We start from the raw sequence: 23,473 nt of genomic DNA, 5'->3' as shown, positions 1-23,473 counted from the left end.
TTGCATGCTGTCGAATATAACAATAAAAATGCGCCTGATTGCCACCATGAGTGTGCTGGGCGTGCTGATCGCCTTGCTGGGCGTGATGAGCATCATCAGCCTGAAATCGGCCAACAACAGCCTCAACGAGGTGTACAGCAACCAGCTGGCGTCGACGCAAGCGATCGGCGAATCGCAAATCGCCCTGGGCCGCGCCCGCTTCACGATGGACCGCGTGATGGTGCACCCGGATGCTGCCGATGCCAAGGATATCCTGGTGCGCTCAGAGCAATTCCTGGAGGCGTCGGACAAGTCCTGGAAGGTGTACCTGGGCTTGCCGCAAAGTGCGGAAGAAAAGAGCCTGTCCGACGACATGGACAAGAAGCGCAACGACTATATCAGCAATGGCATGCTGGCCATGAACAAGGCTTTGCGCGAAAACAATATCGAGCAGGCGGACAAGCTGATGATGACAGGCTTGTCGGCCCTCTACCGTACCCTGGACCAGGCGGCAGAAACCCTGACGCAATACCAGGCCACCTCGGCTGCCAGGATGTATGCGGAGAGCCAGTCCAGCTACCAAACCCAGGTGACCATGGCCATCATCGGCATGGTAGTGGGCGCTTTGCTGACGATTATTTCCAGCATCTTGCTGCTGCGCGCCATCTTTGGCCCGCTGGACCAGGCCCTGCGCCATTTCGGTGCCATTTCGGACGGCAATCTGGCCAATGACATCGTCATCACGCGCCACGACGAGATGGGCGCCCTGCTGACGGGCTTGCAGAAAATGCAGGAGCGCCTGTCGACCACCGTGCGCGGCGTGCGCGACGGCAGCGGCGCCATCGCCACGGCCAGCAATGAAATCGCCTCTGGCAACCTGGACCTGTCCAGCCGCACCGAGCAGCAAGCGTCCAGCCTGGAAGAAACAGCGTCCTCGCTGGAAGAGCTGACCTCGACCGTCAAGCAGAATTCCGACAATGCGCGCCAGGCGAACCAGCTGGCCGTCTCCGCTTCGGACGTGGCCGTCAAGGGCGGCGCGCTGGTGGCGCAAGTGGTCGATACCATGGGCTCCATCAGCGAATCGTCGAAAAAGATCGCCGACATTATCGGCGTGATCGATGGCATCGCTTTCCAGACCAACATCCTGGCCCTGAATGCGGCCGTGGAAGCGGCGCGCGCGGGCGAGCAAGGCCGTGGCTTTGCCGTCGTCGCCACGGAAGTGCGCAACCTGGCGCACCGCTCGGCTTCCGCCGCCAAGGATATCAAGATGCTCATCGAAGCGTCGGTGCTGAATGTGGGTGCCGGCAGCGCGCTGGTCAGCCAGACGGGCACGACGATGGACGAAATCGTGGCCAGCATCCGCCGCGTGACGGACATCATGGGTGAAATCAGCGCCGCCGGCCACGAGCAGGAGCTGGGCATCGGCCAGATCAATCAAGCGGTGGCGGAAATGGATACCGTGACGCAACAAAATGCGGCACTGGTGGAAGAGGCGGCAGCCGCTTCGGAAGCGATGCAGGAGCAGGCGGCGGCGCTGGCCGAAATGGTCAGCATCTTCAAACTCGACGCCGCCCACAGCGGCCCGGCAGCGGCCAAGCCTGCCTTGCGCAAGCCTGTCGTGGCCGCCGCCAGCACGGCCTTGAAACGCCCGGCAGTGCGCCTGGCGCCGGTATCGGTTGCCGCCGCCAAGCCGCGTCCAGCGAAACCGGCCGCCGACAACAGCGGCGAGTGGGAAGAGTTCTAAGTGACGGCTTAAATTACAGCGCTTCCAGGGCCACCTTGCTGCCCTGTTCCTGCAGCAGCGCCGCCTCGGCCAAGGCCTGGGCGCGCGCTTCCTCTGCCGCCTGTTCTGCTTTCTCATGCGCATCATGGCGCGCCTGCAGCGCCGCCCGCGCACGCACGAAGACGATCTTGATGGCCGCCATCACGGGCACGGACAGGAAGATGCCCACCACGCCCCCCAACTGGTCGCCGGCCAGCAAGCCGACGATCACCATCAGCGGGCTCACTTCCACGCCTTCGCTCATCAGGTACGGGTTGACCACGTAATCCTGGAACAAACGGTAGGCAGCGATAAAGCCGATCAGCCAGAATACGTGATCGTAGCCGCTGAAACCGGCCACGACCACAGCGATGATGGCGGCCGCCAGCGGACCGGCAAACGGGATGAATTCCAGCAAGGCGGCGGCGCCCGCCAGCAGCAGGCTGTACGGCACGCCCATCAGGGAAAAGGCGATGCTGTAGGACACAAAAGTGGCGATCGACAACAGCAGCAGGGCGCGCACATAGCGCGACAGCAAGATGTCGAGGTCATCGATGATGGCGCCCCAGAGCTTCTTGTTCGGCCGGTTCAGCAGGGACAGCAAGCCATCGCGCATGTCCGGGCCTTCCTTGATCAGCAAAAAGCTCAGCACGGGCACCAGCACCAGATAGATCAGGTTGCTGGCCGCATGCATGACGGTCAGGCCCAGTTCTTTCGCCAGCGGCATGGCTTGCCCCGTACCGCTGCTCAGCTGTGTCTGCATGAATGACAGCAGGCGCGCGCGCAAGGGTTCCATGAATTCCGGCAAGGGGATGCGCTCCGCAAAATTATTGCCTTTAAGCAGAGTTGGCAATTGATCGCTGAGCTTGATCGCCTCTTCCTCGATGCGCGCCCCGAAGATGGAGCCCAGTATCGCCACCAGCAAGATCACCACCAGGAAGACGATGCCGATATTGGCCGTGCGCGGCAGGCGCTTCGGCCCATGGCGCTCCAGCAGCCCGATCAGTGGATACACGAGATAGCTGAAGAAAACGGCGAACACCACCACGATCAGGGTCGACGAGACCTTGTAGGTGAGGAAGAGCAGGAAGGCGATGAGGAAAGCCGTCCACACCATCTTGGCGACGCGCAAGTTAAAACCGAACATATGACTCCTTAGGGCAGGATGCTACGCAAGCGTGGCTGGCTTGAAGGGCAGTGTGGGCAAGGCAGGGAGCGGGCCGCGCCGCACGGCCGGAAATCATACCGCAAAATGCCAAAATGCCATGCTCCTGTGCGTAATGGCAATGTTTTCCCTGCGCTTACGCTTATTTTGTCTGCCAGCTGGCCACGGTGATCAACACGCCGTTTTCCTTGTCCGGTTCGCGCAAGGTCACCGTATAGCGGCCGCTGGCATCGCTGCCGCTGAAGACCACCTTGTCATCATGTCCCTGCACTTGCGCGCCCTTGGCCAGTTTGGCGTAGGTGTTGAGCACCCAATGGAAATCGGCATAGCTGCGCAGGGTGATGCTGGCATCGGGCATGGGCTCGTCGCCGCTGGAACTGCTGTTCAGTTCCGCGTTCGGCAGCAGCAGGTGCAGCAGGCTGAGGGGAAAGCCGGGCGGCAAGTCGCCCTGTTCCCAGCCGGGCTGGCCGGGGCGGGTGGTAATGTATTCCACCGCAGCAATGCTTTGCCGCTGCTCCGGCGCAGCCTGTGCCAGCATCGGTGGCCGCTGCCGCGCCCACACCAGCAGCGGCGCGGCCATCTCGTCCTCTGCACCTGGTGGCAGGAACAGTGTCAGCACGGCATGCGTGGACGGCAGGCAGGCGGGGGCACAATGGCCATTGACGAGGCCGAGCGCCAACAGTTTGTGTTGCGGGTCGAACAGCATGGCGGCGCGCCATGCTCCGCGCGTGCCGGCATCGATGGAGGCCAGCACCGAGCGCCCGTCGGGCAGCAGGGTGCGCGTGATGTTGTCCAGTGACTGCATGCTGTCGAGCACCTGGCGCGCGATCAGGGGGTTGTCCTGCGTATAGCTGCCGCGCGCATAGCCGAGCAGCCTGAAGACGTCGGCGCGGATCTCTGGATGTGCGCTCAGGCTGAGCGGCGGCGATGGCACGGAGACGGGCACGGTGGCGGCCACGAAGGCGGCGTCTTCGGCAGAAATGGCTTGCGCCATGCTGGAAAGCGGCAGGCACAGGGCAGCGCACAGCGACAGCATGCGCAGAGTGAATATTCCTGGGGTGTTCAATGGCAATCCTTGTCGAGACGCCATGCCGATCCGCTTGCCGGCATGCGCGCGCCGCGATCTTAGCATTCCAGGAATGAAACTCTTTCTGCTAAGCTCGGCTATTGAATCACTGTCCCCCGTTGCCATGGCCAAGATCACCATTTCCTGCCGTATTCCCGTCGACGATGAGGTCGTGACCGAGTTCCTGCACAAGTACGTGCTCCAATCGCGTCTCGGCGCGGCCAGGAGATTGCGCATGGGAGAGAAGGGCTGTTTCTATACCTGCTCCTTGTACACGGACGAGCACGCCAAGGTGAGCCGTTTGATCCGCCGCATGCTGGCCTTCTTTGAGAGCAAGGACATCCCCTTGACCATCCTCAAGATCGGCGCCCGGGACAGCTGGTACGAGGTGGACCCCGAGCAGCGCGACCCATGGAAAATTTCACCGCAAGCCTTGCTGGCGCTGCTCGACGCCACGCCCAACGGCGATGTTCAGGCGGCGTTGAGCACGTAGCGGTTCTTGCCGCTTTTCTTGGCCTGGTACAAGGATTCATCGGCACGCCGGTAGCTGTGCGACAAGTCCGCTTCCTTGAGCATTTCCGCCATGCCGATGCTGACGGACACCTTGCGTTCCGGCACGAAAGCCGCCTCGACGCTGTCGACCAGTTGCGCGGCAAAGGCGCAGGCCGCGTTCTTTTCGCCCAGGTAAATCACGGCGAATTCCTCGCCGCCCAGGCGGCCGCACAGGTGCTCGCCACACAGCCCCGCGATGACGTCGGCGATCTTCTTCAACACCTCGTCACCCACCTCATGGCCGTACACGTCGTTGATTTGCTTGAAGTCATCGATGTCGATCATCAGGAAAAACGCGGGTGTGTGCGCCGTACGCTGCAGGATGCGGGCGCTTTGTGTAAACATGCGTCGATTGTTGAGCCCGGTCAAGCCATCCTTGTAGGCCATCGTCGCCAGTTCGCGCTGGGAGCGGTAGTTATGGATGCGCAAGACAAGGAAATAGATATTCAGCGCCAGGCCGATGATCACGCTGATGGTCACGGCCAGCACGGGCCAATGCTGGTCGATACGCCCCGCATGCACGGGAAACTGCCCCAGCCCCACGATGGCCCACACGCCCAGCGAGACGCCCAGGTAGTACGCGATGCCGCTGAAGATGGGGGCCGTCGTCAAGGTGATCATCACGCCCAGTGGCAACACCCAAAAAGCGGGGTCTTCCGTGCCCAGTATCAGCACGCGAAAGCCGAAAGCGATGCACAGCACGCTGATGGTGCCGCTGACGATGATGGCCTGCAGCGACCTGGCATAGACGGTCAGCAGCAGCCCCACCAGCATGCCCGCCACGCCCAGCGCCGCCTGCGCATGGTCGAGCGAAGCGCGCGACAGGGTCAGGCTGAACGTGACCAGCCAGCAAGCCAGGCCAAACGTCAGGATCGCTATCGAAATGAAATGCAGTTCCTTGAAAAAGCGCTGCTGCTGCTCCCGTTCTCCTGAAAAGAACAGGTAATAGAAGGCAGGAGACAGGCTGCGCGAAGTGAACATTGCATTTGTCCAGGCAGACAACACGCCTTGCGGCAGGGAAGCCTCCCGGCAACGGCAGGCGACATGGCGCGCGTACAAAAGTAGTTGCGCTCAGGAACTAGTGTACTGGTTTCTTGGGGGGATTGGTGATCCAGGCGAGGAAATTGGCGGCCAGTGTCCTGCAGCCGCCACAGTGTGTCGAGTGTGACGGGATGAAAAGCAATGCTGCGGCGCTTCGGACCGACGCATCCAGGGGGAAAGTAATTCTTTGTGATCTGCCAATGCAGGTAGCAGCTTTGCCTGGTAAGGTTTCGAATACGTTCTGTTTAGGTTAAAGTTGTCTTATTGTGATGAAAGCGTAAATATGACACGAACGAGTAATTTCAGTTTTCTGGCGGAACATTCTCCTCTATTTGCGCAATTGGGCTATACCGCAGAACAAACCTTCTCAAGCGACCCCAATACGACATTAATCAAATTGCGTCAGTTGGCGGAAGCATTGGCACAGGATTTGGCTGTTCGTTTCGGCATCGATTTCAGCAGTGAAACAACTCAGGCTGACCTGTTATTTAAGCTGCAGCGGGATATGCAGCTGGCTCCGGAGATTCGTACCCTTTTTCATACGTTGCGTATCGAAGGTAACAAAGCCACGCATCAATTTCAGACACGTCATAGAGATGCCATGGATGGCTTGAAGGTCGCCCGCTCTCTTGCCGTGTGGTATCACCAATCTGTCAGCAAGCAAGGCGAGAATTTCAAGGCTGGTCCGTTTATTTCACCGCAAGATCCTAGTGCCGAGCTGCGGGAACTTCAAATGCAAATTCAGCAGCTGAAGGCAGAACTTGGCAGTACCACGCAGGCGCTGGAAAACAATCAGCAACTTGCGGCGCTGATGGCGCAGGAGCGTGAACAGTATTCGGTACTGGCATTGCAGATGGATGCGGAGGCACGCGCGTTTGAAGCGTTGGCGCTCGAGCATGAGGCCGAACTGAAGCAAGCACGCGCGCAATTTGCCATTCAGCTTGAAGCCTTGCAGCAGCAAATCGGCAGCCAGGAACGTGAGCAGCTTAAACAGCTGAAAAAACGTACTCAAATTGCGACGAATCAGTTTTCACCCAATGAAGAGGTGACGCGTATTTTGATCGATCAGCAATTGACTGAGGCTGGCTGGGAAGCAGATACGCAACTGTTAAGCTATGCACTTGGTGCCCGGCCGGAAAAAGGCAAAAATAAGGCCATTGCAGAATGGCCAGCAGCAGGAAAGCAGTCCGCGGACTATATTTTATTTGCCGGCTTGACGCCGATTGCCGTTGTCGAGGCCAAGCGTGAAAATATCAATGTGGCTGGGAAAATACCACAGGCACAACGCTATGCGCGCGGTTTTCAATTGGAATCAAATCACAAGCCGGCCTGGGAAATCGAGGGCCGCTCTGGCCCATGGGATGACGGGATGGGCATGCCATTTGTTGTGCCGTTCGTCTACTCCTGCAACGGTCGCCCTTTCCTGTCCCAACTCGCCGAGCAAAGTGGCACCTGGTTTCGCGATGTGCGTGCACCATCGAATGTATCGCGTTCCTTGTTGGCATTCCACACGCCGGATGGCTTGCTGGACCAATTGGCGCGCAGTCGGGAAAATGCACAGGCGGTCTTGCAGCATGAAGGATTCAGTTATCTTGGCTTGCGCGATTATCAGGAAAATGCCATCAAGGCTGTTGAATTGGCTCTTGAGGCAAATCAACGTCAGTGCTTGTTGGCAATGGCGACGGGTACTGGAAAGACGCGCACCATTATCGGCCTGATGTACCGATTTCTGAAAGCAGAGCGCTTCCGGCGTATTTTGTTTTTAGTGGACCGTACGGCGCTCGGCGAACAGGCGACCGAAGCATTCAATGAAGCGTTGCTTGAGCAAAACATGCCGCTATCCAAACTGTATAACATCGCAGAATTGGGCGACATGGCGGCCGAAGCGGAGACGCGTATTCAGGTTGCCACGGTTCAGGCCATGGTGCGGCGGATTCTGCAATCGGATAACGCACCTGGTATTGATGAATTTGATTGCATCATCGTCGATGAAGCTCACCGCGGCTATACCCTGGACCAGGAAATGACTGATGGAGAACTGGCCGTGCGTGACCAGAATCAGTATATTTCTTCATACAGGCGCGCGCTCGATTATTTTGATGCCGTCAAAATCGGTTTGACCGCTACACCGGCCAAGCATACGACGGAGATTTTTGGCAAACCCGTGTTCACGTATTCCTATCGTGAAGCAGTAGCCGACGATTGGCTGATCGACCACGAGCCGCCAATTCGTTACGAGACGTTGTTGACGCGAAATGGCATCACTTTCGACAAAGGCGCAGCCGTCGATGCCATTAATCTGGCTACTGGCGAGATCGAAGTGGCAGAGCTGGATGATGAGCTCAGTTTTGGCGTGGAGAACTTCAATAAGCGGGTCATCACAGAAAATTTCAATAAAGTCATCTGCCAGCAGCTTGCGCAAGAAATCGATCCCTTGGGCGAAGAAAAGACGATGATTTTTTGCGCCACTGATTTGCATGCCGATATGGTCAAGCGTTTGCTTGATGCCGCTTTCCTTGAACTGTACAAGGAGGACTACAACGAAGCGGCCGTGTGCAAGATCACCGGAGCATCGGACAAGGTTGGTCAACTGATCAAGTTTTACAAGAATGAGCGTTACCCGAATATCGCCATTACGGTGGACTTGCTGACGACTGGGATCGATGTGCCGAAGATCTGCCATCTGGTCTTCATGCGGCGTGTGCGTTCGCGTATCTTGTATGAGCAGATGATCGGACGTGCCACGCGGCGTTGTGATGACATTGGCAAGACGGTTTTCAAGATTTATGACCCCGTTGATATCTATGCGGCACTGCAGGATGTCAGCACCATGAAGCCGCTGGTGAAAGATCCGAATATCACGCTGGAGCAACTGGCAGACGAGCTGAGTAATCCTGCCAGTTTCGTCAGTGACGGTAGCGAGGCTGGCCAAACGCACGCGCATGATGTGCTGGCCGCATTCAGCCAGAAAGTCATGCGTGTGTTGCGCAAGGCGGCCAAGAAAGCAGAAAAAGATCCGGCCATCCAGGAGCGTCTCGATCAGATGGAGCAGCAATGGGGTGTCGAGCCCGCGACCTTGCACCGGCATTTGCATGCGTTGGGACCCAATGGTGCTGCTGATTTTGTCCGTATGCATGGCAATTTTTTGCAGCAAATTTCTGAAATAAAACAACTGATTGGTAGTGACTACATGCCCATCATCGCCAGGCATGAAGATCAGCTCATGCAGCGATTGCAAAACTATGGTGCGTACAGCAAGCCTGAGGATTACCTGCAGAGCTTTAATGATTTTATCCGCCAGCAGATCAATCAATCGGCAGCCTTGTCTGTGGTCGTCAATCGGCCCAAGGACCTGACACGCGAACAGTTGAAGGAAGTGCGCTTATTGCTCGATCAGCACAGCTATACCGAGGCCATGCTGCAAACTGCCTGGCGCAGCAAGACCAATCAGGATATCGCCGCCAGCATCATCGGCCATATCCGCCAGGCGGCACTGGGCGAAGCCTTGCTGCCCTTCCAGCAACGGGTGGACAATGCCATGCAAGGCATTTATAGCCTGCACGCCTGGACGGCCGTGCAGCGCCGTTGGCTCGATCGCCTGGCAAGCCAACTCAAGCATGAAGTCATCCTGGATCAGCAATTCGTCAATACCCGTTTCAGTGCGGACGGCGGCGCCAAGCGTCTTAACGCGATGTTGGATGGCAAGTTGGAGCAAGTGCTGCAAACCTTTGGGGAAGTGCTGTGGCCGAAGGCGGCTTGACAGCGCCAACATAAAATAAGGATTTCACTATTTCATTTTTACCTTTAAGTTAAAATAACGTCTCCATTCATTTTAACTTCAGCGAACCTATGCAACGTGGACTCACTGGGACCTACACATCGACCATTGCCGGTGGTGTGGCGTGCCAGGCCTTTGTGCCCTTGCCACTGCCACCCACGCCGGCATTGGACTTGAACGGCAAGCTGCAAAGCAGGCTGGACGAAGCCTTGATCGCACTGGGACGACTCGATGCCATCAGCACGCTCTTGCCCGATGCACAGCTGTTTCTGTACAGCTACGTGCGCAAGGAAGCCGTCATGTCTTCGCAAATTGAGGGCACGCAATCGTCGCTCAGCGACCTCATGCTGTATGAGATAGAAGGGCAGCCTGGCGTGCCGCTCGATGATGTGCAAGAGGTTTCCTGCTACGTCAAGGCAATGTCGCTGGGCGTGGAACGGATACGGCAAGGGCAGCCCATCAGTTTTCGATTGCTGACGGAAGTACATCAAGTGTTGATGACGTCGGGCAGGGGCGTGCAGCGCAGCCCTGGCGAATTTCGTCGCAATCAGGTGTGGATCGGTGGCCATCGCGCCGATGAGGCAACGTTTGTGCCGCCGCCCGCCAACCAGCTCGCTGACTGCTGGGTGGCACTGGAAAACTTCATCAACGACGTGCCGCAGCCCACTGCCGCCATCATCAAGGCGGCACTATCTCATGTGCAATTTGAAACCATCCATCCCTTCCTGGATGGCAATGGTCGCCTCGGCCGCATGCTGATACCGCTGATACTGGTTGACGCCCGTATCCTGCAGGAACCGCTGCTGTATCTTTCCGTGTTTTTCAAACAACATCGTGAAACCTACTACAGCTTGCTGCAACAGGTGCGCATCAGCGGCAACTGGGAAGCATGGCTGCTGTTCTTTGCCGATGCCATCGCCGCCACTGCCAATCAGGCCGTCAGCACGGCCCAGGCGCTGACGCAACTGCTGGCGCAAGACAAGGCACGGCTGGCGGAACTGGGTCGCTTGGCCGGGTCGGCCAGGCAAATTCTCGATGCGCTGTTTGCGCACCCCATCTTGAATATTGCCGCCCTGAGCAAGACCACCGGCTTGACCGCCGCGACGGTGGGCAAGGCACTCGATGCCATGGCAGGTACGCTTGGCATGGTGCAGGAAGTGACCGGCCAAAAACGTAACCGCGTGTATGCCTACGGTGCTTACATCAACATTTTGAATCAGGAAACAAGCTAATGAACAACAACGATATTGTCCAGAAACTCTGGAACCTCTGCGACGTGCTGCGCGACGATGGCATCAATTATTCCGATTACGTGACGGAACTGGTGCTGTTGCTGTTTATCAAGATGGAGCATGAAACCACGGAAAGTGGCATCTTGCAGCAGCATAAATTGCCGGAATATGCGCGCTGGCAAGCGCTGTCGGGCTTGTCGGGCCTGAATCTGCTCAATCACTACCGCAAGACCCTGCTTGATTTGAGCGTCAGTACCGATCCTTTGATCTCGGCCATCTATGCCGATGCACAGACCCGGCTCAAGGAGCCGCGTCACCTGGAGCAGCTGATCAAGAGCCTGGATGGCATCGACTGGTTCAGCGCCAAGCGCGATGGCCTGGGCGACCTGTACGAGGGATTGCTGGAAAAAAATGCCAGTGAAACCAAATCCGGCGCCGGCCAATACTTTACGCCGCGCCCCTTGATCGACAGCATCATCCATTTGATCAAGCCCAAGGCTGGTGAAACCATCCAGGACCCTGCAGCCGGCACGGCCGGCTTCCTGATCGCGGCTGACGCGTATATCCGCAGCCAGACCGATGATTTATATGATTTGACGGAAAAGCAGCGCGACTTCCAGCGCAACAAGGCCTACGTGGGCATGGAACTGGTGTCAGGCACGCGCCGCCTGGCCCTGATGAATTGCCTGTTGCATGGCATGGAAGGCGATGACGAAGGCGTGGTCCACCTTGGCAATACCTTGGGCAGCGCAGGCACGAGCTTGCCGAAAGTCGACGTCATTCTTAGCAATCCGCCCTTCGGCACGGCCAAGGGCGGCGGCGCCCCCACGCGCGAGGACTTGAGCTTTTCAACCGGTAACAAGCAACTGGCCTTCTTGCAGCATATCTACCGTGGCTTGAAGGATGGCGGCCGCGCCGCAGTCGTCTTGCCCGACAATGTCTTGTTCGAAAGCGGCGTAGGCGCCGATATCCGGCGCGACCTGATGGACAAGTGCAACCTGCACACGATCTTGCGCCTGCCGACCGGCATTTTCTATGCGCAGGGCGTGAAGACCAATGTGTTGTTCTTTACCAAGATCAGCAACAACAACGTGGGCAGCACCAAGAATGTCTGGATCTACGACATGCGCGCCAACATGCCGAAATTCGGCAAGCGCACGCCATTTACCCGCGCCCACTTCACCGACTTCCAAGCCGCCTATGGCGCCGACCCGCATGCCATCGCCGCGCGGACGGATCAGGGAGAGAGCGGGCGCTTCCGCAGCTTTAGCCGTGCCGCGATTGCCGAGCGTAACGATAGCTTGGATATTGCATGGCTCAAGGACGATAGCGCCGAGGATGCAGCGGATTTGCCGGAACCGGAGGTGCTGGCGCAGGAAGCAATGGATGAACTGGAACTGGCGTTTGCGGATTTGCAGGCGATTTTGGCGGAACTGGGTGAAGAGGTGGGGGAATGAGTGGCTTGCCAAAAGGTTGGGCATGCACGACTCTAGGGGAGGTAATTGAACTCAAATATGGAAAAGCACTCCCTGATCGAGTCCGGTCTGGCGCAGGCTTTCCAGTTTTTGGGTCAAACGGCATAGTCGGATACCACAAACCTGCGTTGACGACAGGAGAAACAATTATCGTTGGTCGTAAAGGTAGTGTTGGAGAAGTAAATTTTTCTAAAATTCCATGTTCACCGATTGATACTACATATTTTGTTGATAAATTCCCATCAAAAAATCCTCGATATTGGTATTTCAAATTGAGGCAACTAAATCTAGGGAAGTTAAATAAATCAACTGCCATTCCAGGATTTAATCGAGGAGATGCATATGGGCTGATGATAATGATGCCACCGGTTGCAGAGCAAAAACGAATCGCCGATAAGCTCGATACGATGTTAGCGCAAATCGATACATGCCGAAAGCGTCTGACTAGTGCCCAGAGTACTCTCGAACGGTTTCGGCAGTCGGTACTTGTCAGCGCCATTTCGGGTAACCTGACGTGCGATTGGCGAATCAAATATCCGCAAACTCCAGTTGACGTAAATAGTGTTGTTGAGGAATTATTCTTTGATAGAATAACAGCAGGAAATTTTGGGAAAATAGATCATCGCACATATAAAATAACAAAAGAGGAAGAAAACGTCGTAATCACGAATAATTGCGCTTGGCCAATGGTGCGGATTGGTTCCATTTGTGCCTGTATTGTTCCGAATCGAAATAAGCCTAAATCGTTTAGCGGGAATTTTCATTGGCTGTTGACGCAGCACTTTGATGATAATAAAATATTTATAAATTATGAAAATGTTAAAAATGGTTTAACTGAAGATGAAGTAAGAGAATTCTCTGCGAAGATAATTCCTGTTAATGGCGTTGTAATGACTTGCATTGGTAGACTTGGTCTTTCAGCAGTTCTTGATGAAGCGGCAGTAATTAATCAGCAACTTCATGCTTTTTTGCCAAATAAATATGTGCTGCCGGAATTTTTAGCTTATGCCATACGAGCTAATAAAAAATATTACGATGAAAATTCCACTTCTACGACAGTTTCATATTTAAATAAAACAGCATGCAATTCATTGCCAATCCCCTTGCCAAAAATTGATGAACAAAGAGAATTAATTCGTCGAGTCGAAACACTTTTTGCCTTTGCGGACAGGCTGGAAGCCCGCCTTGCCACCGCTTGCACCGCCGTAGATCGCCTGACGCCAGCCCTGCTGGCCAAAGCCTTCCGCGGTGAACTGGTACCGCAAGATCCTGCCGACGAGCCGGCATCGGAATTGCTGGCGCGTCTTGCCACCAGCCGCGCGGCTGAAACGGCCAAACCCCGCCGCGCCCGTACTGCTAAGGATTGAAATAGCGCTGCAAGATGCAAAAAAGCCAGGCTGAGAAGCCTGGCTTTTTCATTTGATGCAGCGTGACGCTTACACGTCAATATTTCCCGCGCGCAACGCGTTGTTTTCAATGAACGCACGGCGTGGTTCCACATCGTCACCCATCAACGTCGTGAAGATCTGATCCGCCGCAATGGCGTCTTCGATCTGCACTTTCAACAAGCGGCGCACGGTCGGGTCCATCGTGGTTTCCCACAGCTGGTCCGGGTTCATTTCGCCCAGACCTTTGTAGCGCTGTTTCGAGACGGTGCGTTCGGCTTCGTCGCGCAGCCATTGCATGGCTTGGTGGAAGTCGACCACGGCGATTTCCTTCATGCGCTCGCCTTCGCCGCGGCGCACGAAGGCGCCTTCGCCGATCAGGCCTTCGAAGGTGGCGGCGCCGTTGGCCAGCACGGCGTAGTCCGGGCCTTGCACGAAGTCGGCGTCGATGGCCGTCACTTTGATGTTGCCGTGGTGCATGCGCTCGACGCGCAGCATGTGTTTTTCCGACAAATCGTCGGAACGCACGTGCACGCGCACGGCGCTGTCGTTGATGGCCGTCTGCAGGGCCAGGGCGGAGGTTTCCGCCAGGTCCAGCGTCGACAGGTCCAGCTGCACGCCCGTCATGATGGCCGTCAGGGCAGCGCGGTCGATGACGCGCGTCAGACGCGTCATGATGGTGTTCGACAGGTTGAACTTGCGCACCAGTTCCGTCAGCGTCTCGCCGGAAATGCCTTCCGCGCCGGTGCGCGGCACCAGCACGGCCGTGTTCAGCGCCACCGTCATCATGTAGCTCGCTTCTTCGGCGTCATCTTTCAGATAGCGCTCGTCGCGGCCCGATTTCACTTTGTACAGCGGCGGTTGCGCGATGTAGATGTGGCCGCGTTCGACCAGTTGCGGCATCTGGCGGTAGAACAGGGTCAGCAGCAGGGTACGGATGTGGGCGCCGTCGACGTCCGCATCGGTCATGATGATGATGCGGTGGTAGCGCAGCTTTTCGACGTTGAATTCGTCCGGTCCGATCGAGGTGCCGAGGGTGGCGATCAGGGTGGTGATCTGCTCGGACGACAGCATTTTCTCGAAACGGGCTTTTTCCACGTTCAGCACTTTACCGCGCAGCGGCAGAATCGCCTGGAACTTGCGGTCGCGCCCCTGTTTTGCCGAGCCACCTGCCGAGTCACCCTCGACGATGTACAGTTCGCACAGGGCCGGGTCTTTTTCCTGGCAGTCGGCCAGCTTGGCCGACAGGCCCAGGCCATCCATGATGCCTTTGCGGCGCGTCAAGTCACGGGCCTTGCGCGCCGCTTCACGGGCGCGTGCCGCTTCGACGATCTTGCCGCAAATGATCTTGGCGTCGTTCGGTTTTTCTTGCAGGTAATCGGCCAGGGTCTTGGCGACGATCTCTTCGACGGGGCCGCGCACTTCGGACGATACCAGCTTGTCTTTCGTCTGCGACGAGAATTTCGGTTCCGGTACTTTGACCGACAAGACGCAGGTCAGGCCTTCGCGCATGTCGTCGCCGCTGATTTCCACTTTCGCCTTTTTGGCGAACTCGTGTTCATCGATGTATTTGTTGATCACGCGCGTCATGGCCGCACGCAAGCCCGTCAGGTGGGTGCCGCCGTCGCGTTGCGGGATGTTATTCGTAAAGCACAGCACCTGTTCATTGTAGGCATCGTTCCACTGCATCGACACGTCGACCGAGATGTTCGTGCCCTGGTCCGACAGGCGCTCGCCCGTGGCCTGGAAAATGGTCGGGTGCAAGACCGATTTGGCCTTGTTGATGTATTCGACGAAGCCGCGCGTGCCGCCTTCGAAGGCGAAGATTTCTTCCTTGCCCGTGCGCTGGTCGGACAATTTGATCTTGACGCCATTGTTCAGGAAGGACAGTTCGCGGATGCGCTTGGCCAGGATTTCGTAGTGGAATTCGACATGCGTGAAAATCTCTTCATCGGCCCAGAAATGCACGTCGGTACCGCGCTTGTCCGTCTCGCCGATGACCTTGATCGGCGAGGTGGCGATGTCGCCCACCATGACGATCTGGCGGTCTTGCGGCACGCCGCGCACGAATTCCATGTGATGCACTTTGCCATCGCGGCGGATGGTCAGTTTCAGCAATTTCGACAGGCCATTGACGCAAGACACGCCCACGCCGTGCAAGCCGCCCGAAACTTTATACGAGTTCTGGTCGAACTTGCCGCCCGCGTGCAGTTCGGTCATGACGATTTCCGCCGCCGAACGCTTCGGATCGTGCTTGTCGTCCATTTTCAGGCCGGTCGGCACGCCGCGGCCATTGTCGGTGATCGAGATCGAATTGTCGCTGTGGATGGTGACGTGGATATCCGTGCAGTGGCCGGCCAGCGATTCATCGATGGAGTTGTCCAGCACTTCGAATACCAGATGGTGCAAGCCGGTGCCGTCCGAGGTGTCGCCAATGTACATGCCCGGGCGTTTGCGCACGGCTTCCAGGCCTTCCAGGATCTGGATGGAGGAGGCGCCGTATTCTTCCGTTTTGGCCTGGATCGGGGTGTCTTGTGGATTCTCGGACATGGACTGCTTTCTCAAATAACGATTGCTGATTGATTCGGGGCTGCTGGCTGATGACCGTAGGTCGGGTTAGCCGGAACGGCGTAACCCGACAGACGGCGCTCAGCATGTCGGATTACGCTGCGCTAATCCGACCTACGTCACGGCTGCGGTCTTTAGATCCGCATCGGCATGACAACGTACTTGAAGTCCGCATTGTCAGGGATGGAGATGAGTGCGGACGAGTTCGAGTCGCCCAGCGCGATGTTGACGTATTCGCATTTCAGGTTGTTCAGCACGTCCAGCAGATACGTCACGTTGAAGCCGATGTCGACGGAGTCGCCGCCGTAGTCGATTTCCAGCTCTTCGACGGCTTCTTCCTGGTCCGCATTGGTCGAGCTGATCTTCATGCTGCCCGGGGTGATGATGCAGCGCACGCCCTTGAACTTGTCGCTGGTCATGATGGCGGCACGTTGCAGCGAGCGCAGCAGTTCATCGCGGCCGATGGTGAAGTCGTTTTTGTAGCCTTTTGGAATCACGCGCGTGTAGTCGGGGAACTTGCCTTCCACCAGCTTCGAGATCAGCTCGATGTCGGCAAAGGTCAGTTTCACCTGATTGGCGGCGATGTCCAGCTGCACCGGCTCATCGTTCTCTTCCAGCAGGCGCTGCAGTTCGATGATGGTCTTGCGCGGAATAATCACTTCCTGGCGCGCGAACGTCTGCTCGGTGGCGACCTGGCAAAACGCCAGGCGGTGGCCGTCGGTGGCCACGGCGATGACATTATTGCCATCCAAAACCAGCAGCAAGCCGTTCAGGTAATAGCGGATGTCTTGCTGCGCCATCGAGAAATGCACCATGTTGAACAGGTGCTTCAGCGTTTTCTGCGGCAGGGTGACGCTGGCGTTGTAGCTTTCCGCCTGTTGCACGGTTGGAAACTCTTCCGCTGCCAGGGTTTGCAGGGCGAAGCGCGACTTGCCCGTTTGCACGGTCAGGCGCTTGTTCAGCAGGGTCATCGTGACGTCGCCCGATTCGGGCAGGGCGCGCAAAATGTCCAGCAGCTTGCGCGCGGCCACGGTGGTGCCGGTCACGTCCGCACCGGAACCGATTTCCGCGTGCGTGGTGATCTGCACTTCGGTGTCGGTCGACAGGAAGGAGACATTTTCACCGTCTTTGCGGATGAGGATATTGGCCAGAATCGGCATAGTGTGCCGACGCTCGACAATACCGCTCACGATCTGCAGTGGCCGGAGAAGGGTATCTCGGGTGGTTTTGACCAATTGCATATTTATCCTCAATGTATAGGTTGAACAGTACGATGTTTAACGTATTAATTTAACAATTGTTGCCATAGGGAGCCCCGACAGACCGGCTGCGGCGCCCTCCCAGATGATAAGGGTAAAGCACGTTTTGAGCCAGTCTTGCCAAATGGTGCTTAGCCCTTCAACGTTTGCTCCAGTACATGCAATTCGTGGTTGCATTCCGGGTTCTTGGTGCGGTCCAGCGCGATCTTGCGCACGGCATGCAGCACCGTGGTGTGGTCGCGGCCGCCGAACAGCTCGCCGATTTCCGGCAGGCTCTTCTGTGTCAATTCCTTGGCCAGGTACATGGCGATCTGGCGCGGCCGGGCGATATTCGCGGGTCGGCGCTTGGAATACATGTCGGCGACCTTGATATTGAAGAAGTCGGCCACCGTTTTCTGGATGTTTTCCACGGAAATCTGGCGGTTCTGCACCGACAGCAAGTCCTTCAAGGCTTCCTTGACGATATCAATCGTGATGTCCTTGCCATGGAAACGCGAGTACGCCAGAATTTTGCGCAGCGCGCCTTCGAGCTCGCGCACGTTCGAGCGCAAGTGCTTGGCGACAAAGAAAGCCACGTCGTCGGAGAAGGTCACGCCTTCCTGCTTGGCTTTTTTCAGCAAGATCGCCACGCGCATTTCCAGTTCCGGCGGTTCGATGGCCACCGTCAGGCCCGAGTCGAAGCGCGAAATCAGGCGGTCGTCCATGCCCGTGATTTCCTTCGGATAGGTATCCGAGGTGATGATGATCTGTTTCTTTGCGGCAATTAATGCCTCGAACGCATAGAAAAACTCTTCCTGCGTGCGGCTCTTGCCGCCAAAGAACTGGATATCATCGATCAGCAGCATGTCGAGCGAGTGATAGTAATGCTTGAAATCGTCGAAACCCTTGCGCTGGTAAGCGGTCACTACGTCGCGAACGTACTGTTCTGCGTGGATGTAGCGGATCTTCGCCCCCGGATTGTCGGCCATCACCTGGTTGCCGATGGCATGGATCAAGTGGGTCTTGCCCAGGCCGACGCCGCCGTAGAAGAACAGCGGGTTATATGACACGCCCGGATTGTTCGCCACCTGGATGGCGGCGGCGCGCGCCAGCTGGTTGGCCTTGCCGGTCACGAAGCTGTCGAAGGTCAGGTCGGTGTTGATGCGGCTCTGCTCGCGGCGCGGCGCCGCGCCGATGCTCAGTTCCGGCACGCTGGGCTGCGGTTCCGCGGCGCGCGCGCTGGGCGCGCCGCCATTCGGATCGCTGGCCGGGGTGCTGGCGGTGACGGGCTTCTTCGGCAGGGCCAGGCGCGGGTCGAGCACGAACTGCACTTCCGTGGGCGCTTCGAAGTACTGTATGGCCAGCGCAGTGATGCGGCTGGCGAACTGGGTCTTGACCCAATCGAGCTTGAAGCGATTGGGCGCAGCAATGCGCAGCTTGCCCTCTTCGTAATCGAGAGGGATAAGCGGTTTGATCCACGCACTGAATTGTTGCGGTGTCAGCTCCAGTTCCAACTGCGCGGAACAGGCCTGCCAGAAATTATCCATGTATGTCTATGTGAAAAGGTGTGGGAGGGCGTATCGATTCTGCCCTGCGTTCACCGTGTTGCAAGGCCGGCGTCGCGCGAGGGCTCGCCACACGTAACGCGCTATTCTACTCCCGACTGCCAAAGTTATCCACAGGCACGGCTGTTATTTTTCTGTGGCGGGGTGGGGCGCCGTGTGTATAAGAGGTGACTTATCCCCCGGTTATCCCGATGCAGGCAGTGCTGGCGCGGCCTGTGGCGGGGGCGTGCCGGCGGATGACCTCCGGCGCGAAAATTTCCGGGCGATCACGGCAATCCTTGACAAGAGGGGGGCATATGCTGAATAATTCAGGGTTCCCCGCCCGTATTCCGTGTTTATTCATTTGGAACGACAATATGGACTAAGCGTGGATTAAGCGGGCGATGAGATTGGCCAGCTTGTGCCTTGGCATAAGTGCGCGATTGTCATTGGCACCAAAAACTGACGGGACGTCAGACCCGATTTTGCATTTTTTTTGTTTTTAGCGAGACCAACATGAAACGTACTTACCAACCTTCCGTCGTTCGCCGCAAGCGTACGCACGGCTTCCGCGCTCGTATGGCTACCCGTGGTGGCCGTGATGTGCTCAACGCACGTCGCGCAAAGGGCCGCAAACGTCTGGCCGTATAGGCTTGTCGTTGACAGCTGATCGCGTGGCTAGCTGTACTCCAGTCGGCAATCAACGCGAAGGTTCACACGACTTCGCGCGCGTTCGGCGTATCGTTAAAACGGATGAATTTTCATCCGTTTTTCGTTTGCGCCCTTCGCAAAAAACAGCGCATTTTGTGCTGTACACCCGACACAATCAATTGCCGCATGCGCGGCTGGGCGTCGTTGTGGCGAAGCGTTTCGCGCCACGCGCGGCGACCCGCAACACGATCAAGCGCGTCACGCGCGAGCTGTTTCGCAACAGTGCGATGCCGCCGGTCGACTGCGTGGTGCGTTTGTCGCGCGCCGTCAACAGCAAGGATGGCCCGGCCACCACGACCAAGCTCAAAGCCGAGCTGCGTGAAGAATTGGGCCGCCTGTTCGCGGCGCAAATCGCCGCCCAGGCCCGTTCTGTTGCTGCGCCACCACCGTCCGCGCCATGAAAACCCTGCTGCTGTTCCTGCTGCGCGCTTATCAGTTGCTGATCAGCCCCATGCTGGGACAGAATTGCCGTTTCTATCCGAGCTGTTCGCATTACGCGATGGAAGCGCTGCGCGTGCACGGTACTGCCAAGGGCAGCCTGCTGGCTGCCAAGCGGCTGTGCCGTTGCCACCCCTGGAATGAAGGGGGCGTCGACCCGGTGCCGCCGGCCGATTGCAAACAATCTTCAACGACCGCTTGCGGTTGCAACCACTCCTGACAAATACCCTAATGGATATCAATAAACGTACCATCCTGTGGATCGTGTTTTCCGTCTCGCTGGTAATTCTCTGGAACGAATGGATGATCTCGAACGGCAAGCCGTCGATGTTCTCCGCGAACACGGAACAAACCGCCAAGGCGCCTGCGACCCCTGCCAAGACAGATGCCCTGGCTGCCTCGGCTGCGGCAGGCGTGCCTGCCCTGCCGGGTGAGGCTGTCGATCCCGCCGCGTTCAAGCGCGAAGTGATTACCATCACTACCGACGTCATCAAGGTCGACATCGACACCCTGGGCGGCCAGGTCAAGCGTCTGGAATTGCTGAAGTTCAAGGGCGCGGGCAATCCGGGCTGGTTCGGCGGCTGCTTCGGCCTGTTCAAATGGTGCCAGCCTGACGAAGGCAAGCAAAACGAAGTGCTGTTCGACGAAGGCGCGAACCACACCTACCTGGCGCAATCGGGCCTGGTCGGCGGTCCGTTCCCTACCCATGCGAGCGGTTTCACCGTGCAGCCTGGCGTGCGCACCATCGGTGACGGCAAGCAAGTGCAACTGGTGATGGAAGCGGTCGAAGGCGGCGTCAAGCTGACCAAGACGTTTACGTTCAAGCGCGGCGACTACGTCATCGACGTGCGCCACGACGTGGCCAACGTGGGCGCGGCGCCTGTCACGCCGCAGCTGTATCTGCAACTGACGCATGATGGCAACAAGCCGGTCGGCGACTCGTTCTTCAACAGCAGCTTCACGGGTCCGACCCTGTACACGCCGCAAGACAAGTACCAGAAGCTGACGTTCGAGAAGATCGAAAAAGCCGCCTTGGAAGACGAGAAGAAGGGCAACGACAACGCCATGAAGGGCCTGCATCCGGCCACGGCGAATGGCGGCTGGTTTGCGATTTCGCAACACTTCTTCGTGTCGGCTTTCGTTCCGCCAGAGAACGTCAAGCGCGACATCTTCACCAAGAAGGTCGGCACCAATCTGTACGCCATCGGCAACGTGTTGCCATTGCCTACCCTGGCGCCAGGCGCCACGGCCAGCATGGACAGCAAGCTGTACTCGGGTCCGCAAATCGCGCATCTGCTGGAATCGGTATCGCCTGGCCTGGAACTGGTCAAGGATTACGGCTGGCTGACCATCATCGCCAAGCCGATCTTCTGGGTCATGGAACACATCCACAGCGTGCTGGGTAACTGGGGCTGGACCATCATCGCCTTCACGATCCTGATCAAGCTGGCGTTCTTCCCCCTGTCGGCCGCCGGCTACCGCAGCATGGCCAAGATGAAACTGGTCACGCCGAAGATGCAAGCGATCCGCGAGCGCTACAAAGGCGATCCGCAAAAGATGAACCAGGCCACGATGGAGCTGTACAAGACGGAAAAGATCAATCCGCTGGGCGGCTGCCTGCCGATCCTGATCCAGATGCCCGTCTTTATCGCCCTGTACTGGGTATTGAACGCATCCGTGGAAATCCGCGGTGCGCCATGGATAGGCTGGATCACCGACCTGGCCCAGCATGACCCATGGTGCATCCTGCCCGTGCTGTACGCGATCTCGATGTACATCACGACCAAGCTGAACCCGGCCCCAGCCGATCCGATGCAAGCGAAGATGATGCTGTTCATGCCGCTGGCATTCTCGGTGATGTTCTTCTTCTTCCCGTCGGGCCTGGTACTCTACTGGGTCGTCAACAACGTCCTGTCGATCGGCCAGCAATGGGTGATCACCAAGAAATACGCGCCGTCCACTGTGTAAGCAGGGGGAGCGAAGTAAAAGCCCGCCTAGTGCGGGCTTTTTAATTCTTGTAGGTCGGATTAGCGTGGCAAGGCCACGCGTAATCCGACACTATCGCCAGCGTCTGCTGCGTCGGCTTACGCGCTGCGCGCTAAGCCGACCTACGTTGCTGCACCTTCCCTTGCCGTACCTATTACAATATCCCCATGAAACTCGACTCTTCCCCTATCGCCGCCATCGCCACCGCCCCAGGGCGCGGCGGCATCGGCGTGGTACGCGCCTCCGGCAAAAACCTCGTTCCTTTGATGACGGCCCTGTTCGGCGCGCAGCAACTCAAACCGCGCCACGCCACCTATTTACCATTCACGGAAGCCGATGGCAGCATCATCGACCAGGGCATTGTCATCCACTTCAAGGGCCCGCATTCGTACACGGGCGAAGACGTGCTGGAATTGCAGGGCCATGGCGGCCCCATCGTGTTGCAGCTGCTGCTGGCGCGCGTGCTCGAAGCGGGCAAGGACAACGGCTTGCGCCTGGCCGAGCCGGGCGAATTCACGCGCCGCGCCTTTTTGAATGACAAGCTGGATCTGGCGCAAGCCGAAGCCGTGGCCGACCTGATCGACGCGTCCACGGAAGCGGCCGCCAAGTCTGCCTCGCAATCGCTGTCGGGCGCGTTCTCGAAAACGATCCACGCGCTGGTGGAGCAGGTGACGGGTTTACGGATGCTGGTCGAGGCGACCCTGGATTTCCCGGAAGAGGAAATCGATTTCCTGGAAAAATCGAACGCGCGCGGCCAATTGAAGGCCGTCATCGAAGCGCTGAATAAAGTGTTTGCGCAGGCGGCGCAGGGCGCACTGCTGCGCGAAGGTCTCAATGTCGTGCTGGCCGGCCAGCCGAACGTGGGCAAGTCATCCTTGCTGAACGCGCTGGCGGGCGCCGATGTGGCGATTGTCACGCCGATCGCCGGCACCACGCGCGACAAGGTCAGCGAAACCATCCAGATCGAGGGCATTCCGCTCAACATCATCGACACGGCCGGCATCCGCAGCGCGGGCGACACCATCGATGCCGTCGAGCGCATCGGCATCGAGCGCACCTGGGGCGAAATCGGCAAGGCCGACGTCATCCTGCACCTGTTGGATGCCGACCATGGCCCCACCCTGGCCGATGAAAGCATCGTCGCCGCCTTCCCCGAAGGCGTGCCCGTGGTGCGCGTCTGGAACAAGATTGATCTCTCTGGCCACAAGCCCGGCGTGGATGCCTTGCCGGATGCCACGCACGTGTATCTGTCGGCGCACGAGCACATCGGCATCGACTTGCTGCGCGCCGAGCTGTTGCGCATCGCGGGCTGGCAGCAGACGGGCGAATCGCTGTACCTGGCGCGCGAACGCCATTTGATCGCGCTCAAGTCGGCCGGCAAGCACCTGGACATCGCCGCCGCGCACGCGGCGCAGGATGACCAGTCGCTGGACCTGTTCGCCGAAGAGCTGCGCCTGGCGCAGGTGCAGCTGTCGAGCATCACGGGCGAATTTTCACCTGACGATTTGCTGGGCGTGATCTTCAGCCGTTTCTGCATCGGCAAGTAAGGAGAG

17 protein-coding genes are annotated in these 23,473 nt (G+C 57.9%); 11 read left to right on the top strand and 6 right to left on the bottom strand.

Annotated elements, in window-relative coordinates; translation table 11 throughout:
* Window positions 1-4 precede the first annotated feature (4 nt).
* A complete protein-coding gene (locus FJQ89_RS17145) occupies window positions 5-1,723 on the top strand; it encodes a methyl-accepting chemotaxis protein (protein ID WP_141171039.1) in 1,719 nt (572 codons plus the stop codon).
* Window positions 1,724-1,736: 13 nt separating this feature from the next.
* Here FJQ89_RS17145 and FJQ89_RS17140 read toward each other — a convergent pair whose 3' ends face one another.
* Both FJQ89_RS17140 and FJQ89_RS17135 read right to left on the bottom strand, forming a co-directional pair.
* Window positions 1,737-2,888 (bottom strand): AI-2E family transporter, encoded by a 1,152-nt coding sequence (locus tag FJQ89_RS17140; RefSeq protein WP_141171038.1) that lies wholly within the window; start codon window positions 2,886-2,888, stop codon window positions 1,737-1,739.
* 160 nt (window positions 2,889-3,048) lie between these two features.
* Window positions 3,049-3,972, bottom strand: a complete 924-nt coding sequence (locus FJQ89_RS17135) for a hypothetical protein (protein WP_141171037.1) — start codon at window positions 3,970-3,972, stop codon at window positions 3,049-3,051.
* Window positions 3,973-4,096: 124 nt separating this feature from the next.
* Between FJQ89_RS17135 and FJQ89_RS17130 the strand changes: the two genes are divergently transcribed.
* On the top strand, window positions 4,097-4,465 hold the full coding sequence (locus FJQ89_RS17130) for a hypothetical protein (protein ID WP_141171036.1): 369 nt from the start codon (window positions 4,097-4,099) through the stop codon (window positions 4,463-4,465).
* On the opposite strand, the gene FJQ89_RS17125 is transcribed toward FJQ89_RS17130, so the two are convergent.
* Complete coding sequence (locus FJQ89_RS17125) at window positions 4,444-5,505, bottom strand: GGDEF domain-containing protein (RefSeq protein WP_141171035.1); 1,062 nt, start codon at window positions 5,503-5,505, stop codon at window positions 4,444-4,446. The genes FJQ89_RS17130 and FJQ89_RS17125 overlap by 22 nt on opposite strands.
* Window positions 5,506-5,848: 343 nt before the next feature.
* Here FJQ89_RS17125 and hsdR point away from each other — a divergent pair, with 343 nt between their 5' ends.
* From hsdR to FJQ89_RS17105, 4 genes are all read left to right on the top strand, one after another.
* The gene (gene hsdR, locus FJQ89_RS17120) at window positions 5,849-9,325 is read left to right on the top strand and encodes a type I restriction-modification system endonuclease (protein WP_141171034.1); all 3,477 of its coding nucleotides are present in this window, start codon (window positions 5,849-5,851) and stop codon (window positions 9,323-9,325) included.
* An 89-nt stretch (window positions 9,326-9,414) separates the two neighbouring features.
* The gene (locus FJQ89_RS17115) at window positions 9,415-10,575 is read left to right on the top strand and encodes a Fic family protein (protein WP_141171033.1); all 1,161 of its coding nucleotides are present in this window, start codon (window positions 9,415-9,417) and stop codon (window positions 10,573-10,575) included.
* On the top strand, window positions 10,575-12,032 hold the full coding sequence (locus FJQ89_RS17110) for a class I SAM-dependent DNA methyltransferase (protein ID WP_141171032.1): 1,458 nt from the start codon (window positions 10,575-10,577) through the stop codon (window positions 12,030-12,032). The genes FJQ89_RS17115 and FJQ89_RS17110 overlap by 1 nt, the downstream gene beginning before the upstream one ends.
* Window positions 12,029-13,417, top strand: a complete 1,389-nt coding sequence (locus FJQ89_RS17105) for a restriction endonuclease subunit S (RefSeq protein WP_141171031.1) — start codon at window positions 12,029-12,031, stop codon at window positions 13,415-13,417. Before FJQ89_RS17110 ends, FJQ89_RS17105 begins: the two co-directional genes overlap by 4 nt.
* A 69-nt stretch (window positions 13,418-13,486) precedes the next feature.
* Here FJQ89_RS17105 and gyrB read toward each other — a convergent pair whose 3' ends face one another.
* From gyrB to dnaA, 3 genes are all read right to left on the bottom strand, one after another.
* Window positions 13,487-15,985: a DNA topoisomerase (ATP-hydrolyzing) subunit B gene (gene gyrB / locus FJQ89_RS17100; protein ID WP_141171030.1), complete on the bottom strand. Its 2,499-nt coding sequence runs from the start codon at window positions 15,983-15,985 to the stop codon at window positions 13,487-13,489.
* 152 nt (window positions 15,986-16,137) lie between these two features.
* Entirely contained in the window at window positions 16,138-17,244 is a 1,107-nt protein-coding gene (gene dnaN / locus FJQ89_RS17095; protein ID WP_034754341.1) for a DNA polymerase III subunit beta, read from the bottom strand.
* A gap of 149 nt (window positions 17,245-17,393) precedes the next feature.
* The gene (dnaA, locus tag FJQ89_RS17090; RefSeq protein ID WP_034781304.1) at window positions 17,394-18,788 is read right to left on the bottom strand and encodes a chromosomal replication initiator protein DnaA; all 1,395 of its coding nucleotides are present in this window, start codon (window positions 18,786-18,788) and stop codon (window positions 17,394-17,396) included.
* A 513-nt stretch (window positions 18,789-19,301) separates the two neighbouring features.
* On the opposite strand from dnaA, the gene rpmH reads away from it, so the two are divergent.
* The 5 genes from rpmH to mnmE all read left to right on the top strand — a co-directional run bounded on the left by rpmH (window position 19,302) and on the right by mnmE (window position 23,467).
* Window positions 19,302-19,436, top strand: coding sequence for a 50S ribosomal protein L34 (gene rpmH, locus FJQ89_RS17085; protein WP_010401996.1), 135 nt, complete (start codon window positions 19,302-19,304; stop codon window positions 19,434-19,436).
* 23 nt (window positions 19,437-19,459) lie between these two features.
* A complete protein-coding gene (rnpA, locus tag FJQ89_RS17080) occupies window positions 19,460-19,897 on the top strand; it encodes a ribonuclease P protein component (protein WP_096238200.1) in 438 nt (145 codons plus the stop codon).
* Complete coding sequence (yidD, locus tag FJQ89_RS17075; RefSeq protein WP_010401993.1) at window positions 19,894-20,154, top strand: membrane protein insertion efficiency factor YidD; 261 nt, start codon at window positions 19,894-19,896, stop codon at window positions 20,152-20,154. Before rnpA ends, yidD begins: the two co-directional genes overlap by 4 nt.
* A gap of 11 nt (window positions 20,155-20,165) precedes the next feature.
* A complete protein-coding gene (gene yidC / locus FJQ89_RS17070; protein WP_141171029.1) occupies window positions 20,166-21,902 on the top strand; it encodes a membrane protein insertase YidC in 1,737 nt (578 codons plus the stop codon).
* 185 nt (window positions 21,903-22,087) lie between these two features.
* Window positions 22,088-23,467 (top strand): tRNA uridine-5-carboxymethylaminomethyl(34) synthesis GTPase MnmE, encoded by a 1,380-nt coding sequence (gene mnmE / locus FJQ89_RS17065; protein WP_141171028.1) that lies wholly within the window; start codon window positions 22,088-22,090, stop codon window positions 23,465-23,467.
* The last annotated feature ends 6 nt before the right edge of the window (window positions 23,468-23,473 follow it).

The organism is Janthinobacterium tructae (genome assembly GCF_006517255.1).
Lineage (GTDB): Bacteria > Pseudomonadota > Gammaproteobacteria > Burkholderiales > Burkholderiaceae_D > Janthinobacterium > Janthinobacterium tructae.
Note: the sequence above shows the minus strand (reverse complement) of the source record. Positions and strands in the feature narration are given on the sequence as shown.

What these genes read in the sequence shown, in the direction of transcription:
- FJQ89_RS17110 (WP_141171032.1), top strand. Translation starts at nt 10,575, where the DNA reads ATGAACAACAACGATATTGTCCAGAAACTCTGGAACCTCTGCGACGTG.
- FJQ89_RS17105 (WP_141171031.1), top strand. Translation starts at nt 12,029, where the DNA reads ATGAGTGGCTTGCCAAAAGGTTGGGCATGCACGACTCTAGGGGAGGTA.
- dnaN (WP_034754341.1), bottom strand. Translation starts at nt 17,244, where the DNA reads ATGCAATTGGTCAAAACCACCCGAGATACCCTTCTCCGGCCACTGCAG.
- yidD (WP_010401993.1), top strand. Translation starts at nt 19,894, where the DNA reads ATGAAAACCCTGCTGCTGTTCCTGCTGCGCGCTTATCAGTTGCTGATC.
- yidC (WP_141171029.1), top strand. Translation starts at nt 20,166, where the DNA reads ATGGATATCAATAAACGTACCATCCTGTGGATCGTGTTTTCCGTCTCG.
- hsdR (WP_141171034.1), top strand. Translation starts at nt 5,849, where the DNA reads ATGACACGAACGAGTAATTTCAGTTTTCTGGCGGAACATTCTCCTCTA.
- gyrB (WP_141171030.1), bottom strand. Translation starts at nt 15,985, where the DNA reads ATGTCCGAGAATCCACAAGACACCCCGATCCAGGCCAAAACGGAAGAA.
- FJQ89_RS17130 (WP_141171036.1), top strand. Translation starts at nt 4,097, where the DNA reads ATGGCCAAGATCACCATTTCCTGCCGTATTCCCGTCGACGATGAGGTC.
- rpmH (WP_010401996.1), top strand. Translation starts at nt 19,302, where the DNA reads ATGAAACGTACTTACCAACCTTCCGTCGTTCGCCGCAAGCGTACGCAC.
- mnmE (WP_141171028.1), top strand. Translation starts at nt 22,088, where the DNA reads ATGAAACTCGACTCTTCCCCTATCGCCGCCATCGCCACCGCCCCAGGG.
- FJQ89_RS17115 (WP_141171033.1), top strand. Translation starts at nt 9,415, where the DNA reads ATGCAACGTGGACTCACTGGGACCTACACATCGACCATTGCCGGTGGT.
- FJQ89_RS17145 (WP_141171039.1), top strand. Translation starts at nt 5, where the DNA reads ATGCTGTCGAATATAACAATAAAAATGCGCCTGATTGCCACCATGAGT.
- dnaA (WP_034781304.1), bottom strand. Translation starts at nt 18,788, where the DNA reads ATGGATAATTTCTGGCAGGCCTGTTCCGCGCAGTTGGAACTGGAGCTG.
- FJQ89_RS17125 (WP_141171035.1), bottom strand. Translation starts at nt 5,505, where the DNA reads ATGTTCACTTCGCGCAGCCTGTCTCCTGCCTTCTATTACCTGTTCTTT.
- FJQ89_RS17140 (WP_141171038.1), bottom strand. Translation starts at nt 2,888, where the DNA reads ATGTTCGGTTTTAACTTGCGCGTCGCCAAGATGGTGTGGACGGCTTTC.